Consider the following 15,079-nt stretch of genomic DNA (forward strand, 5'->3'; position numbering starts at 1 on the left):
CCCCGCCCCCCCCCCCCCCCCCCCCCGCCCCCCCCCCCCCCCCCCCCCCCCCCCCCCCCCCCCCCCCCCCCCCCCCCCCCGCCCCCCCCCGCCCCCCCCCCCGCCCCCCCCCCCGGCGCCCGGGGGGGGGCGGCCCCGGCGCCCGCCGCCCGCCCCGCCCCCCCCGCCCCGGGGGCCCCCCCCGGGCCCGACACGGGGGGCCCCCCCGCGGGCCCCCCCCCCCCCCCCGCGGGGCGACGGCGGTCACGGTCATTCAACGCAGGGCGGTAATTTCCCAATTTGGCTGCGCTGTGGCATAATGCGCCCTCTTGTCCGCCGGAGTGCGGCAAGAGGTAATCGAATTCTGTTTTGATCATTCCAACGGGTTGCCTGACTTATCATGGTCAGGCGCTTTTCTTGTCCGTGGCAGGCTCACGCGCGACAGCGGGTGGGCCGAAGATGGCGGTAGGGGCACGTGCGGCGCAGCGGAGTCATCGAAACAGTGAGTAAATCGGCTGAAGAACAGCCAAGATAGAAACGAGAATTGAATAAGCGTCCGAACATCGCCCCCGCGGGCCGTCGAACCAGGCGATTAGAAAATTCTCGTTTCATCAAAGTAGAGTGAAAAAACGATGACATCCGAATTCTCGCAGTTAGACCTGCATCCGCAGTTGGTGCAGGCCGTAGAAGCGCTTGGCTTCACCACGCCCACCCCCATTCAGGCCGCCTTGATCCCCCTCTTGCTGGCCGGTCACGACATCATTGGCCAGGCCCATACCGGCACAGGCAAGACCGCCGCCTTTGGCCTTCCCATGCTCCATCATCTGCAGGCTGACTATCACGCCGTCCAGGGCCTGGTGGTGGTGCCCACGCGTGAGCTGGCGATCCAGGTGGCCCAGGCGCTGCACGACTACGGTCAGCAGCGCGGCGTGCGCGTCCTGCCCATCTATGGCGGTGAAGCGTACGCCCGCCAGATCAACCGCCTGCAAAAGGGCGTTGACCTTGTGGTCGGCACCCCTGGTCGCTTGCTCGACCTGATGGAGCGCAAGGTGCTCGATCTGAGCCGGGTGCGTGTGGTAGTCCTGGATGAGGCCGATGAAATGCTGAGCATGGGTTTCATCGAGGACATCGAGACCATCCTGGCCGCCACGCCGACCGACCGCCAGACCGCGCTGCTGTCCGCGACGCTGTCGCCGGAGATCCGACGCCTGGCCGACCGCTACCTGCGCGATCCCCGCGCCATCACCACCGAGCGCGAACAGGTGACGGTGGCGGCCATCGAGCAGCGCACCTACCTGGTCAACAACGCCGAAAAGCTGGCCGCCCTGACCCGCCTGTTCGAGATGGAACCGATCACCAGCGCGCTGATTTTTGTGCGCACCCGCGCCGGCGCGGGTGAGTTGGCGGCTGAGCTTTCCACACGCGGCTTCCCGGCCGAAGGCTTGAGCGGTGAACTGGAGCAGGATGAGCGCGAGCGCGTGCTCAACCGCTTCCGCCGCGGCCAGACCAAGGTGCTGGTGGCAACCGATGTGGCGGCTCGTGGCCTGGACATCGAGAACATCTCGCACGTCTTCAACTTCGATCTTCCCGAAGACCCGGAAATCTATGTCCACCGCATCGGCCGCACCGGCCGCGCGGGCAAGACCGGCATCGCCATCTCCCTGGTGACGCCGGCCGAACGCTGGCGCCTGGGCCGCATCGAAGGCTTCACCAAACAGCGCATTTCAGCCGCAACACTGCCCACGGTCGAGCAGATCGAACAGCACCGCGAAGAGCAACTGCTGGAGCAGGTGACGGTCTGGCTGAAGCGGGGACGCACGGGCGGCGAACGTCGCCTGGCCGCGACCCTGGTGGACGCCGGCTACGATCCGCTGGAAATTGCCGCGGCCGCGCTACGCCATGTGCGCACCGTCGAAGGCCAGCGCTCGATTCTGCCGATCACCGAGGTGCAGGAACGACGCCCGCGCCACGCGCTGCGCGAGGTAGAGATGCGATCGCGGCGCGAGATCAGGCCGGGCGAGCAGAGCAGTCGCCCACGACGAACGCAAGGCGCGCCCGAAGTTGGCATGGTCAGCCTGAACTTGAGCAAAGGACGGCTGCACGGGGTGCGGCCGAGCGATGTGGTGAGCACCATCGCCTATCATGCCGACATTCCCGGTCACGTCATCGGCAAAATTTTCATCCAGGATCACCACACGGTGGTTGACGTGCCGGAGCGCTTTGTCATCCAGGTGCTGTCCAAAGCGCACAACTTCCGCATCAACCGCCAAACCATCACCGTCGAACGCGCTTGAGGGGCATGATCTGCACTGGTCAGATACCTGTGTAAAGAAAGAGATGACCCTCTGCCCTAACCCGCCGCTTCCGATTTCAGCCCGCGCCCCACGCCGAGCAGATAGAGGAGGACACCCCCCCCCAGGCGCAGTGCGCTGGCGATCAGCAGGCCCCAACCGAGACTGAAATGATCGGCGAGCCAGGTGCCGGTGAGCGGCGCCAGAAACATGGCGGTAAAGACGGTCGTTTGGTAAAGACCGATGTAGCGCGCCTGGTTCTGCGGCGGGCAGGTGTCGAGCATGATGTCGAAAAAGACCAGGTCCACGCCGGCCTGAAAAAAGCCGTTGATGCCGGCGTAGATCGCCAGCGGCCCTGTGCTGTGCGTCAGCGCGGTCAGGAAGGGGTAGAAACTGGCGCCGAACGCGCAGATGAGCAATACCCGGCGTTCGCCAGTGCGCTTTGCCAGGCGCGTCCACAACAGATAGGCGACCAGCAGCACAACGGTCTGCGCGGTGTTGATGAAACTGATGGTCATGTCCGACGCTTTCAGTTCGCGCACCCAGTAGAGTGGCAACAGCGGCATGGCCATGCTCAGGCCGGCGCGGAAGATGAACTGGCTGGCCGTGAAGCGCAGGAAGTCGGGGTATTGGCGCAGCACGCCAAGCTCCTGGCGCCAGGGTGAGCCGCGGCCGCTGGGCGCGGGCGGCGCTTCCTGGTCCGGCAGGCTGATGCGGATGGAGAAGCTGTAGCTGACCAGCCCGCCGATGGCCGAGATCAGGAAGATGATCTGGTAATTGAGGGGGAAATCCCAGTGTTGCAGGAGTTGACCGGCCAGCAGCACGGCCAGGGCATTGGCCAGGCCCAGGGTTGACCAGCGTTGACTCATCAGGGCGACGCGGCCGCGTGGCCCGGCCACCTGACCCATCACCACGGAAAAAGCGACCGACACCACCGTTTGCGGCAGCGTAGCCAACGCCCAAATGCCGACGATAATCTCAGGCACATGCTGATCGAACAGGTAGGGGACCAGGCCGGTCAGCACATAGCAGGAGAGGACGAACAGACGGGCGCGCGAAAACCAGGGCACCACCTGGCGCTGGCGCGAGAGAAAGGCGCCGACCTGGAATGCCAACAGGATGCCGGTCAACGCGGGCATGGCGGTGAGCAGGCCCACCATGAAGTTGGATGCACCCAGGCGCACCAGGAAGACCGAGAGAAAGGTGCCGATGCCCGCAGCAAAGCCAACCCCGATGCCGTCAATCAAGACATTCTGGCGATTGCGCGCGGCCAGGTCATCAGGCCCGCGCAGCCAATGGCGGGAGCGTTCGAGCAGCGATGGATTGCGGGGCTGATAGCCGTCGGGGGCCTGATTTTCGTCCCAGTGCCCCGGTGGGATGCCATCCGGGTGGCGTGGCGGCCGTGTGGATGATGTAGCACGACGTGACATGAGCTGTCTCTATGCGATCGAATGTGATGGCGCCCCGGGGAGAGCAGCCTGCGGGGAGTGCGCCAGCACGGTAGTCCAATCTGTCGTCCCGCCGGCGGACAGCAATGCGGTGCGCGCGGCGGCGCCGAGCCTTTCACCTATTGCGATCAGCATGGCATCCTCCTCGCGGCGTTCGCTGGGCGAAAGCGCACGGTTGGCGCCGGCCCGCAGGGGCTGTGCAGCTCCCCATAACGCCGCGGCTCGCTCGGCGCCGAGCGGGTGCGGCGTCTCCGCCAGCGCCAGCCAGGCTGCGAATTGCAGCGCCAGGGAGATGCCATGCCGATCGTTGAGCGCCTGATAGCAGCAGGTCAGTGGCAGGCAGGGTGTTTGGGCGTTGGCTTGGCATACCCCCATCATACCACAAATGGTCGTCTTCGCTGTGGTGCAACATCCGTTGCGCTGACGGCAAGTCACAATCAGCGCCGGACATGTGTCACAAAATGTCACCTCTTGACCAGGGCGTGCGTGCATAATCCAGCCATGTCCTGTTGTTTTGTAGTTAGATGGGCGTAGGCCCGCATTTTGTAAGTTTCTGCAAGGAGATCCATACTGATGAAACGCTTGCTAATTTCGTTGTTCCTGTTGTCCCTGCTGCTGACCGCTTGCGGCGGCAGCTCTGCCTCGCCAACCGCGGCGCCCCCCGCCGCCACGACCGCGCCGGCTGCCACAAGCGCAGCAGTTGCCACGACCGCGCCGGCTGCCACGCCGGTTCCTGCGGCCACCGCTGCGCCCGCGCTGCCCGGCGACCCCAAGTCCGCCATCATCGCGGCCATCCAAAACCAGATGAAGGCCGGCCCCTATCGCACCACGACCAATATCGTGTCCGACAGCGGGACCATCGAGATGACGGGCGAGATTGTGCCGCCCGACAAGATCCATACCGTGATGAAGATGGCCGATTTCGAAAACGAGAACATTTTTATCGGCGAACAGGGATGGACGAAGAAGGAAGGTGTATGGGAAGTGTCGCCCGTGTCCGGCAGCATGATCCTGGAACAGGTCGGCCTGCTGGCGACGGAGGACTCGCTCAGCAAAACGATCAGCAATGTCCAGGCCGTCGGTACCGATGAGGTGAATGGCGAACGGGCACGCGTCTACACCTACACCTCTACCTATATCTTTGGCGAAGCCGGCGCCGATCAAATCATCAGCCAGGTCAAGCTGTGGGTGAGCGAGAAACGGGGTCTGCCGGTCAAGCAAGAGATCGAAGGCGAGGCTGGCGGGATCAAATCCAAGACCGTACAGATAATCGAGTACGATGCGACGATCACCATCAAGCCACCGATGTAACTGACCCCGAATGAATTCGGGCGAAGCCGCCGAATGAATTCGGGGCGAAGGGGCGTTCCGCCGCCAGGTCGGCCTGCGCCGACCCGGATTGCGTCCACGCAGGCGAAAGGGCCGCCGAATGAATTCGGGGCGGCCGCCACCAGGGGGGGGGGGGGGGGGGGGGGGGGGGGGGGGGGGGGGGGGGCCCCAGAATGGGCGAAGGGGCGTTCCGCCACCAGGTCGGCCTGCGCCGACCCGGATTGCGTCCACGCAGGTGGACGCCCGGCGGAACGCCCGTGAGGTGCGATTTCAATCGCCAACCGGCGGAACGCCCGTGAGGTGCGATTTCAAGCCAACCGGCGGAACGCCTGTGAGGCGCGATTTCAATCGCCGCCCGGCGGAACGCCCGTGAGGTGCGATTTCAATCGCTCTCTGCTGCGCTCTACTACGCATCGAAAAAAGGAGACATCCATGTCGCACCTGCTGCTCAGTATCATGATGGCAGTTTTCCTGTTGACGGCCTGCGCCGATCGCCAGGCAACGCCAACCGCGATCGAGGCGCCCGAGACGCCATCGTCGGCCGAGACCTCTGTCGCGCCGGGCACGCCGCTGCCCACCGCGCCCGCCTCCGCAGCGGCCGGCAAACAGGCCACGGGCGAGCATCCGCGCCTGTGGCTGACCACGGCCGATCTGCCGAGGCTGCGCGCCTGGGCCAGTGACAGCAACCCGCTCTATCGTGATGGGTTGGCCGTGGTGCTGGCAAATGCCACGGATGCCATGGACCGCGGCGATGTGCCCGACCAGGATTGTGGCAGCCGTGAGTACGAGGAGTATGCCACGGAGATGTACGCCGAACTGTTCGCGTTCGCGTCACTGGTGCATCCTGACGCCGCGGCGCGGGCGGACTATGCGGCGCGGCGCGCACCCTGCTGATGACGGCCATTACCGAAGCGGCCAAAGGCCCGGCCACGCAGGAGAACTACAACTGCAACGGCAGCAGGGGCTACCCGCCCTTTCGCCATCCGGAGTTCTTCACCACCGACTCCAACCGCGCGCGCTGGCACGGCGAGGCCTTCCCGTTGGTGGTAGATTGGATCTATCCCAGTCTGAGCGCCGCGGACAAGGCCAAGATTCGCACCGTCTTCCTGCGCTGGTCCGAGGAGATCAAGCAAAGCGGCTACCATCACCCGGAGCCGGTCGGTTTGGTGAACGATCCGGCGCTGCTCGCAGACCGGCTGCAGGTGCGTTGGGCTGGCAACAACTACTTCACCGCGCACATGCGCAACCTGGGCCTGATGGCGCTGGCGCTCGATCCGGCCGATGATCCGGGCCAGACCCTGCACGCCTATCTCGATCAGGCCACGGGCGCCTGGCTCTACATCTTCCATCACCTCAGCGGCACCGATAGCCAGGGCGGTTTACTGCCGGAGGGGCTGGAGTACAGCCCGCAGACCGCCAGCTACGCCATTCAGTTCCTGCTGGCGCTGCACACCGCCGGCGAAGATGACCCCAACCGCCGCGGACCGCAGGTGGTTCTGAGCGCCAATCCGTTCTGGGACGACCTGGTGACCTCTTACCTGCACGGTCTCAGCCCGGCGACGACCATCCTGGACAGCGCGCCGGAGCTGGGGCCGGTCTATCAACCCGCCTGGTACGGCGATGCCCAGCACTACCGCCTGCCTGATTTCATTGATGCCTTCGGCGCGCTCGGTCTGTACGATCAGGCCGTGAGCAACGCGCCGCGCCTGGCGTCCTTGCGCTGGATCGAAACCCAAACCCCCGCGGGCGGCGCCGACCGTCTGCTGGAACGCGTCGCCAACCCGGACGACTTCCGCCAGGCGATCCTCTACTTCCTGCTCTTCGATCCGGCTGCGGCATCAGCGCCTGATCCGCGCCCCGCCCTGCCGACCGCTTTCCTGGCGCCCGGCATGAACAAGCTGTTCAGCCGCACCGGCTGGGGCGCGGACGCAACCTGGTTCATCTACAGCCTGAGTTGGAATCAGATTGATCATCAACAGGCGGATGGCAATCATTTCGAGTTCTATCGCGATGGAGAATGGCTGACGAAGGCACGGCTGGGCTATGCGGACATCGCCGAGGGCATCGCCAGCACCGAATTCCGCAACGCAGTGGCGTTGGCGAACAACCGCCCGCCCGATCGTGACGATGACGATTGGCGCATTGATCTGTGGCGCCGCGGCTCCCAGTGGAACTACGTCGCCAGCGGCGACCCTACCCTGCTGGCACACAGTACGGCCGCGGGCTACACCTATGCGCTGGGCGACGCCACTAACTTGTACAACTCGGAAAATGAAAGCGCCGTTGACATCACCCATGCCAGTCGGTCCATCGTGTGGCTCAAACCCGATCATATCGTGGTTTACGACCGCGCCCAATCGCAGACGGCCGGGCGCTTCAAACGCTGGTGGCTGCAATTACCGCAGCCGGCCACGGTCAGCGGTGCGCGCGCCACCATGCAGACGACCGCGGGCCAGCAGCTCTTTGTCACCTCGCTGCTGCCCGCCAACGCGGTCCTGAGCGCGGTGAACACGGTGGAGCAGCACATCCTGGATACGGCCGCCGACGATGACCCGATGCAGACACGGCTGAAGGTGGAAGCGCCGGGCGATCCGACATCGGTGCGCTTCTTGCAGGTGCTGCAAGGCGCGGACGCGGGCGCCGGCGCGGACACTGCCGTGTTGATCGGCAGCGACGATGGGACGTTTGCAGGGGCGGCTGTGCGCGGGGCCGCGGTGTTGTTCCCGGTCAATCTCGGCGCACCGCTGAGTTCGCTGGTCTTCACCGCGCCGGCCAGCGTCACGCGCTTCCTCGTCACCGGGCTGACGCCCGACGCCGGCTACACGGTGCAAACCGCGCCGGTCGCAGGCGGGACGCGGGTGACGATCGGGGCTGGCGGCGCGCAACATGCGGATGCTGGCGGCGTGCTGGCGATTGGGTTCAGCGCCAGTCAGGCGGGCGCAGTGGCCTACCTGCCGATGGTGCGTTGAGGTTCGAATATCCTGTGAATCCTGTGAATCCTGTCTGAATTCCAGGCAGGCTGAGTCCTAATTCTGCTGCCGTGGCCGATACTGGATCGCTTCCGCCAGATGCACCGTTTCGATGCGCGGGCTGGCGGCCAGGTCGGCCACGGTGCGCGCCAGCTTGAGGATGCGATGATAGGCGCGGGCGCTGAGTTGTAGTTGGCGCATGGCCGCCTTGAGCAGGGCGCGACCGCTGCTGTCCACGCCGCAGAATTCACGCACCTCCGCCACGCCCATGTCGGCATTACAGGTGACGTGGGCGTGCGCCTGAAAGCGTTTGGTCTGGCGCTGCCGCGCGGCTTCCACGCGTGCCCGAATCGTCTTCGACGGCTCACCCTGGCGCTCATCGGTCAGCTTATCGAAATCTACCGGCGGCACCTGCACATGGATATCAATGCGATCGAGCAGCGGGCCGGAGATGCGATGCTGGTAGCGCGCAATCAGCGCCGAGGAGCAGGTGCATTCGATGGTCGGATGGCCGTAATAGCCGCAGGGGCAGGGATTGAGCGCGGCCACCAGCATGAAGTTGGCCGGAAAGGTCAGGCTGCCCTGCGCACGAGAAATCGTCACCACATGATCCTCCAGCGGTTGACGCAGCACTTCCAACGTGCGCGGGTCGAACTCAGGCAGTTCATCCAGGAAGAGCAGGCCCCGGTGCGCCAGGCTGATCTCGCCTGGCCGCGGCCAACGCCCGCCGCCCACGAGGCCGGCATGGCTGATGGTGTGATGCGGTGCGCGGAAGGGGCGCTGGCGAATCAGGGGCAACCCGCTGCCGCTGGTGTGCAGCAAATCGCCCACGGAGTAGATGCGCGTGATGTCCAGCGCCTCGCTCAAGGTCAGCCGCGGTAGGATGGACGGCATCGCGCGCGCCAGCAGCGTCTTGCCTGCGCCGGGCGGCCCGCTCATCAGCACGTTATGGCCGCCGGCGGCCGCGACCTCCAGGGCGCGCTTGACGTGCTCCTGGCCGCGAATCTCGGCAAAGTCAGTGGTGGACGGCGCCTCCACCGTTTCGTCATCGAAGCCGATGGTGGATTCGAAGCGGCGGATGGGCAGCAGGCCGCTGAGATGAGCGACGATGGCGTTGAGCGATTCCACGGGCAGGACATTGATTTTTTCGACGAGGGCCGCTTCGGGCGCATCACTTTGCGGCACATACAGCGTTTCGATGCCACGCGCCGCGGCCAGCGCGGCCATGGGTAAAACCCCGTTGATGTGACGCACACTGCCATCGAGGCCCAGTTCACCAACCACCAGGCACTTGTTCAGGCTGTCGGATGGAATCTGGCGCGTGGCAGCCAGGATAGCCAGGGCAATGGGCAGGTCATAGGCCGGGCCTTCCTTGCGCAGATCGGCCGGAGCCAGGCTGATGGTCAGGCGGGTGCCGGGGAAATGATAGCCGGAGTTGACGATGGCGCTGCGCACCCGTTCGCCCGCCTCGCGAATGGCGGCATCGGGGAGACCGACAATCGTCACCTTGGGCAGCCCAGGGGCGATGTCTACTTCGACTTCGATGGTGGCCCCTTCCAGGCCAATCAAGGCACAACTGGTGACACAAGCGAGCATAGGGTACCTCCGTTGGGTGAGAGGTCGGTTGATCTTCGGTAGAGCGGGTCAGCAACATCAGGCGCCGCGGGCCGCACTTCACGCTGAACGCAGCGAAATCATACATGAAGTGGAATAGTCTGTCAAGGATACGCAAGCTGACAAAATGGTCGTTCTGGATTATACTAATCGCAGACTACCATTGGGAGTGGGAACACTTCTGACCTTTCCTGTGAGAGTAGATGACATGTTGAAATCGTCGGGCGGCTGGCTGCTGCTCGTTTTCCTGATGATCGTACCGGCCTGGGCGCCGCTGACCGCGCCCGGCTGGTTCGAACTGCACAGCGGTTTCAGCCCGCTCTATCATCTCAACGAGCTGGCGGGCGGGTTGCCCATCCTGACCGCGCCGGCCGACCCCTGGCGCGGCGAAGGGCCGCTGCCCTACGCGCTGGCGCTGCCCTGGCAGGCGCTCGGCGCCGCGACTGCCCTCAAGCTCACCCTGGCCCTGGCGGTGATCGCGGGGCCTCTCGGTCTTTTCCTGGCTGTGCGCCGTCTGCTGGACAAGCCGGCTGCGCTGGTTGCCTCCGTCCTTTTTGCCTACCTGCCTTTCACCCTGACTGCGCTTTATCGCCGCGGCGCGGTGGCCGAAGTGCTGCTCCTGGCCCTCCTCCCGTGGCTGGGGTGGGCCATGCTGCGTGTCTGCGGCCGCCCGTCTGTGCGCAGCGGGTTGGTTGTGGCTCTGTTGGCGGCCGCGCTCATCTGGACGCAAACCGGGCTGGCGCTGCTCAGCCTGTTGACCTTCAGTCTGCTGCCGCTGTTGATTGCGGCGCCCTGGCGACTGCGCCGCGCCGGCTGGCTCAGCCTGGCGCTGGGCGCGGCGGCCGGCCTGCTCAGCCGTTTCACCTGGCCGGGCGCGTTCGCCGCGGCGCCCGTCACCTTCGCCGATCATGCCGTCTATCTCTTTCAGCTCATCACCGGCAGCAGCGGCTTCGGCCTCAGCCAACCTGGCTGGCAGGACGATCTCAGCTTTGCCCCCGGCCTGGCCGCGCTGGGGCTGGCCCTGCTCGCCTGGTGGCCGGCTGACCATGCGGACGTGGCCGCGTCCACGCTCAACGCCTGGCGCCGGGTGTGGACCGCGGTTGCCGTGGTCGGCCTGGCCGCGGCGGTCGTTCCCCTGCCGTTGGGCGGCCTGTTGACCTACCCCTGGCAGAGCCTGGGCCTGGTCGGACTGGCGCTTTGCGGCCTGGCGGCCGTGGGCATGGCGCGCCACCCTGTGCTGCATGCCTGGCCGCTGCTCGGCGCCTGCCTGGCCCTGATCGTGCTCAGCGCCTATCCCAGCCTGACCCCGCGTGGCGTCCCTGCGCCGCTGCGGCCCGCGCCCGTCGCCATCTACGGCGGGGCTGACCAGCAGATCATCCTGGTGGACATGGCAACCACGGGCGATCTGCAGCCGGGCGGAATGGTGAGCGCCACACTGACCTGGCAGGCTTGGCAGCCGCCCGATTTCGATTATAATTTTTACCTGCATGTCCTCGACGCTAACGACCAGCGCTGGGGACAGACCGATACCCAACCGGTGTCAGGTCAACCCATGACGCAATGGCGAGTGGGTCAGGTCATCACCGGCACGGTGGCAGTGGCGGTCAGCCCTGACGCACCCTCGCCGCTGCACTTGGCCTTCGGTCTCTACGACTGGCGGACCGGCGCACGTTTGCCAGCCCTGCTGAGGTGAACTTTCGTGGATCGCTTCATTTCAACCGAAACCCTGATCATCGAGCTGCTCCTGGTCGCCTCCCTGGTGGCGATCCTGGTGCGACGCCTGCGCGTTCCCTACACGGTAGCCCTGGTTCTGGTCGGCCTGGTGCTCACCCTACAGCAGCCGTTGGAACTGAGCTTGACGCCGGAGTTGATCCTGGCGCTGCTGGTGCCCCCGCTGGTGTTCGAAGCCGCGTTTCATATCAACTTCACCGAGCTGCGCCGCAACCTGCCGGGTATCCTGCTGCTGGCCGTGGTTGGCGTGATCCTTTCCACCCTCATCGTGGGCGGCGCGGTCAGCCTGGTGACGCCGCTTTCCCTGCCGATTGCACTCGTCTTCGGCGCGCTCATCTCGGCGACCGATCCCGTGGCGGTGGTGGCCCTCTTTCGCGCCCTGGGCGCGCCGCGGCGGTTGGCGCTGCTGGTCGAAGGCGAAAGTCTGTTGAACGACGGCACCGCCATCGTCCTCTTCAACCTGGTTTTGGCCGCGGCCCTGACCGGCCACTTCGACCTACTGAACGGCGTGGCCGACTTCTTGCGAGTCTCCGCGGGCGGCGTCGTCGTGGGGCTGGCGCTGGGCTGGATCGCCGCACAGATCATTGCCCGCGTCGACGATTACTTGATCGAAACCACCCTGACCACAGTGCTGGCCTTTGGCGCGTACCTGGTGGCGGAACGGCTGCACTTCAGCGGCGTGCTGGCCGTCGTCGTTGCCGGCCTGGTCAACGGCAACATAGGCCCCCAGGGCATGAGCCCGACGACGCGCATCGTCCTGTTCAACTTCTGGGAATATGTCGCCTTTCTTGCCAACTCGTTCATCTTCTTGCTGATCGGCCTGCAAGTCAACGTGCCGACGCTGCTTGCCAACTGGCAGCCTATTGCCTGGGCCATCGTGGCCGTCCTGGCGGCCCGTTCTATCGTCACGTACAGCCTCGGCTGGGTGGTCAATCGCTTCTCTGACCCACTGCCCCTGCGTTGGCTGCACGTGTTGAACTGGGGCGGTCTGCGCGGGGCCATTGCCCTGGCTCTGGCCCTCAGCCTGCCGGCCGACCTCGGCCCGCAGCGCGAACTGGTGCGCATCATGGCCTTTGGCGTGGTGCTGTTTACCCTGCTCGGGCAAAGCACTACCATGCGACCCTTGCTGCGCGTGTTGGCCATTGTGACCCGCAATCCGATTCAGATGCAGTACGAGTTGCGCCATGCTCGCCTGATGACCTTCCGCGCGGCCGCCACGCATCTCGACAGTCTCTATCGAGACGGCTTCATTTCGGAGCAGGCTTGGGAGACCCTGCGGCCAGAACTGCTCAGACAGGTGGAAACGATTGCGCACAGCGTGCGCGACTTGCAGCGCATGTATCCCGAACTCACCACCGAGGAACTGGAGAGCGCCCGCCGCGAACTGCTGCGCGCCCAGCGCAGCGCGCTGATGAGCATGCGCCGTGATGCGATCATCTCCGAGGAAGCGTTCGAACTGCTGGCCTCCGAAGTGGACACTCTGCTGATGAGCGAAGATTTCATGCCGCCAGAACCGCCGGTTGGCCACGCGGGCGCAAGCGCACCGACCAACGACAGCGCCCGGCCGAAGAATTCTTCCTGATGGCCTAAGCTGGGCGTCAGGCGCGCCGTTCTCTGTGACCCTGATTTGCGCCGGCCGCGATTGACGCCGGGCGTGCTTTGTGCTATAAGATGGGCAACGGAGGCCTGGCGCCTCCGTCATGTCAGCCATTCCAGCGGAGCAGATCAATGCCGATAGTCAGCCAACGTCGTGGGGAGCGACGCGCCCGTATCATCGCCCCACCCTGGTTGGCCCTGGGCCTTGTGCTTCTATTTTCCCTGCCTGCCCTGGCCCCCTTTGCCCAGCCCGGCTACTTCTGGGGCGCGCATGATGCCCGCCACAACGTCTATTTCCTCTTCGAATTCAACCGCGCCTGGCAGGATGGCATCTTCTTTCCACGCTGGGCGCCCGATTTTGCCTTTGGCTACGGCTACCCCTTCTGGATCGTCTACGCGCCGCTGGCCACCTACCTGAGCCAGGCCTTTCATCTGCTTGGCTTCGGCTGGGAAGCTGCGGTCGAACTGGTCTTCGGCCTGAGCATCATCGCCTCCGGCCTGGCTATGGCCGGTTTCGTGACCAGTTGGGCCGGACGCCGCAGCGGCCTGGTGGCTGGGCTGGCCTACATCTACATTCCCTACCACCTGGTTGACCTCTACGTGCGCGGCGCCCTGGCCGAATCGGTCGCCCTGGTTTTCCTGCCGCTCTGCCTGTGGGCCTTTCGGGAGACGGTCCGCCGCCCGCGCCTCTCCGCCTTCGGCGGCGCGGCCCTGGCCTTTGGCGGCCTGATGCTCACCAGCAACCTGGTGGCGCTCGTCTTTGCCTCTGTCCTGGCCGCGTACCTGCTGCTGCATGTGCTGCGCCGCCTCGCTGCCACGCAACCCTGGCGCGACTGGTCGTCGGAGTCTATTCTGCCGCTGTTGGGCAACCTGCTGCATCTGTCGCTGCCGTCACTCCTGGCCCTCGCCCTCGGCTTTGGCCTCAGCGCCGCCTTCAGCCTGCCGGCCCTGACCGAGTTTCGCTTTGTCAACCGCGAGCAGTGGTACGGTCAGTATTACAACCCGTTCAATCACTTTGTCACCTGGTCCCAGTTGTTCGACCCCACCTGGGGCTTCGGCATCAGCCAACCCGGGCCAAACGATCCGATCAGCTTTCAACTGGGCATCGTCCCGTTCGTTCTCAGCCTGCTCGGCATGGCGGCCCTGCTCAGCCGCCGTCCGCCGACCGCTGCCGCTGCCCGTGCCGCGTCTGCCGACCTGCGCGCCGAAGCCTGGTTCTTCGCCATCTTGACCCTGGTCGCCGTCTATCTGATGCTGCCGGCCTCGGCCTGGGCCTGGCAGTGGCTGCCCAATGTCAAGTTCGCCCAATTCCCCTGGCGCTATCTGATGCTAACCGCGGTCAGCCTGTCTGTCCTGCCCGCGCTGCTGGTGGCCGAGAGTCCGCGACCGCCGGCCGCCGAACAAACAGCCGCAGTCAAGACGCCATCCCCAATGGCCGGTCTGGCCGCCTTGGGCCTGTGTGGACTGCTCCTGCTGGGCAGCGCCGCGTATCTCCAGGTCCAGGTCCGGGAGCCAACGCCGCAGCAAGGCCCGGTGTCCTATGCGGCGCTCATGCGCTTCGAACAGTCCGCCAACGAGATGACCGGCGTCCCGGTGTTCAATCGTGAGATCCCAACCTGGTCGGCCATGGCCGAAGCGCATGTCCGCGGGCAACCGGTGACCACCCATGTGGATTACAGCCGCGTGCCGCAAGACCTGACCCTGGCCGTGGATGTGCGCGAGCACGGCAGCGCGCACGAACTGGTCTGGGTACACAGTGGCCTGCCCGATCAACGCCTGGCCTTCAACATCGCCTACTTTCCCGGTTGGACGGCCTATCTCTATGCGGATGACAACAACCGGCCGGGGCCTCTGCTGCGCACCGTGCCCCTCAGCGAGCACGACATCGTCGGCCCCTACGGGCAGATCGGCGTGCCCATTCCAGAGGGCGAGTATTTTCTTCTGCTGCGCTTCGAGGATACACCGGTGCGCATGCTGGGCAGAATGGTCAGCGCCCTGTCCGCGGCCGCTCTGCTGCTGGCCTGGGTCGTGCGCGGCCGCTGGCGGCGTTGATTCACCGACGCGACGCGGCGCATGACCATGATGATGAACGAAGGCGAAATGGTATCTTCTCAATTTGTAG

At 65.5% G+C, this 15,079-nt stretch carries 10 protein-coding genes; 7 read left to right on the forward strand and 3 right to left on the reverse strand.

The annotated features are described in order from the left end of the window. The first annotated feature begins 611 nt into the window (after positions 1–611). Positions 612–2,273, forward strand: coding sequence for a DEAD/DEAH box helicase (locus IPM84_09375; protein MBK9092974.1), 1,662 nt, complete (start codon positions 612–614; stop codon positions 2,271–2,273). 56 nt (positions 2,274–2,329) lie between these two features. Here IPM84_09375 and IPM84_09380 read toward each other — a convergent pair whose 3' ends face one another. Continuing rightward, complete coding sequence (locus tag IPM84_09380) at positions 2,330–3,700, reverse strand: MFS transporter (protein MBK9092975.1); 1,371 nt, start codon at positions 3,698–3,700, stop codon at positions 2,330–2,332. 9 nt (positions 3,701–3,709) lie between these two features. Next, the gene (locus tag IPM84_09385; protein MBK9092976.1) at positions 3,710–4,096 is read right to left on the reverse strand and encodes a hypothetical protein; all 387 of its coding nucleotides are present in this window, start codon (positions 4,094–4,096) and stop codon (positions 3,710–3,712) included. Between the two features lie 195 nt (positions 4,097–4,291). Here IPM84_09385 and IPM84_09390 point away from each other — a divergent pair, with 195 nt between their 5' ends. The 3 genes from IPM84_09390 (at position 4,292) to IPM84_09400 (ending at position 8,016) form a co-directional block, all read left to right on the forward strand. After that, positions 4,292–5,029, forward strand: a complete 738-nt coding sequence (locus IPM84_09390) for a hypothetical protein (protein MBK9092977.1) — start codon at positions 4,292–4,294, stop codon at positions 5,027–5,029. A gap of 450 nt (positions 5,030–5,479) precedes the next feature. Next, entirely contained in the window at positions 5,480–5,941 is a 462-nt protein-coding gene (locus tag IPM84_09395; GenBank protein MBK9092978.1) for a hypothetical protein, read from the forward strand. Next, positions 5,941–8,016, forward strand: coding sequence for a hypothetical protein (locus IPM84_09400; GenBank protein ID MBK9092979.1), 2,076 nt, complete (start codon positions 5,941–5,943; stop codon positions 8,014–8,016). The genes IPM84_09395 and IPM84_09400 overlap by 1 nt, the downstream gene beginning before the upstream one ends. Positions 8,017–8,073: 57 nt before the next feature. On the opposite strand, the gene IPM84_09405 is transcribed toward IPM84_09400, so the two are convergent. After that, entirely contained in the window at positions 8,074–9,612 is a 1,539-nt protein-coding gene (locus IPM84_09405) for a YifB family Mg chelatase-like AAA ATPase (GenBank protein ID MBK9092980.1), read from the reverse strand. Between the two features lie 226 nt (positions 9,613–9,838). Here IPM84_09405 and IPM84_09410 point away from each other — a divergent pair, with 226 nt between their 5' ends. The 3 genes from IPM84_09410 (at position 9,839) to IPM84_09420 (ending at position 15,009) form a co-directional block, all read left to right on the forward strand. Then, positions 9,839–11,323: a hypothetical protein gene (locus IPM84_09410; GenBank protein MBK9092981.1), complete on the forward strand. Its 1,485-nt coding sequence runs from the start codon at positions 9,839–9,841 to the stop codon at positions 11,321–11,323. A gap of 6 nt (positions 11,324–11,329) precedes the next feature. Then, positions 11,330–12,943 (forward strand): Na+/H+ antiporter, encoded by a 1,614-nt coding sequence (locus IPM84_09415; GenBank protein ID MBK9092982.1) that lies wholly within the window; start codon positions 11,330–11,332, stop codon positions 12,941–12,943. A gap of 146 nt (positions 12,944–13,089) precedes the next feature. Next, positions 13,090–15,009 (forward strand): glycosyltransferase family 39 protein, encoded by a 1,920-nt coding sequence (locus tag IPM84_09420; GenBank protein ID MBK9092983.1) that lies wholly within the window; start codon positions 13,090–13,092, stop codon positions 15,007–15,009. Positions 15,010–15,079: the final 70 nt, after the last annotated feature.

The sequence above is a fragment of the Candidatus Amarolinea dominans genome, from assembly GCA_016719785.1.
GTDB classification, from domain to species: Bacteria; Chloroflexota; Anaerolineae; order SSC4; family Amarolineaceae; genus Amarolinea; species Amarolinea dominans.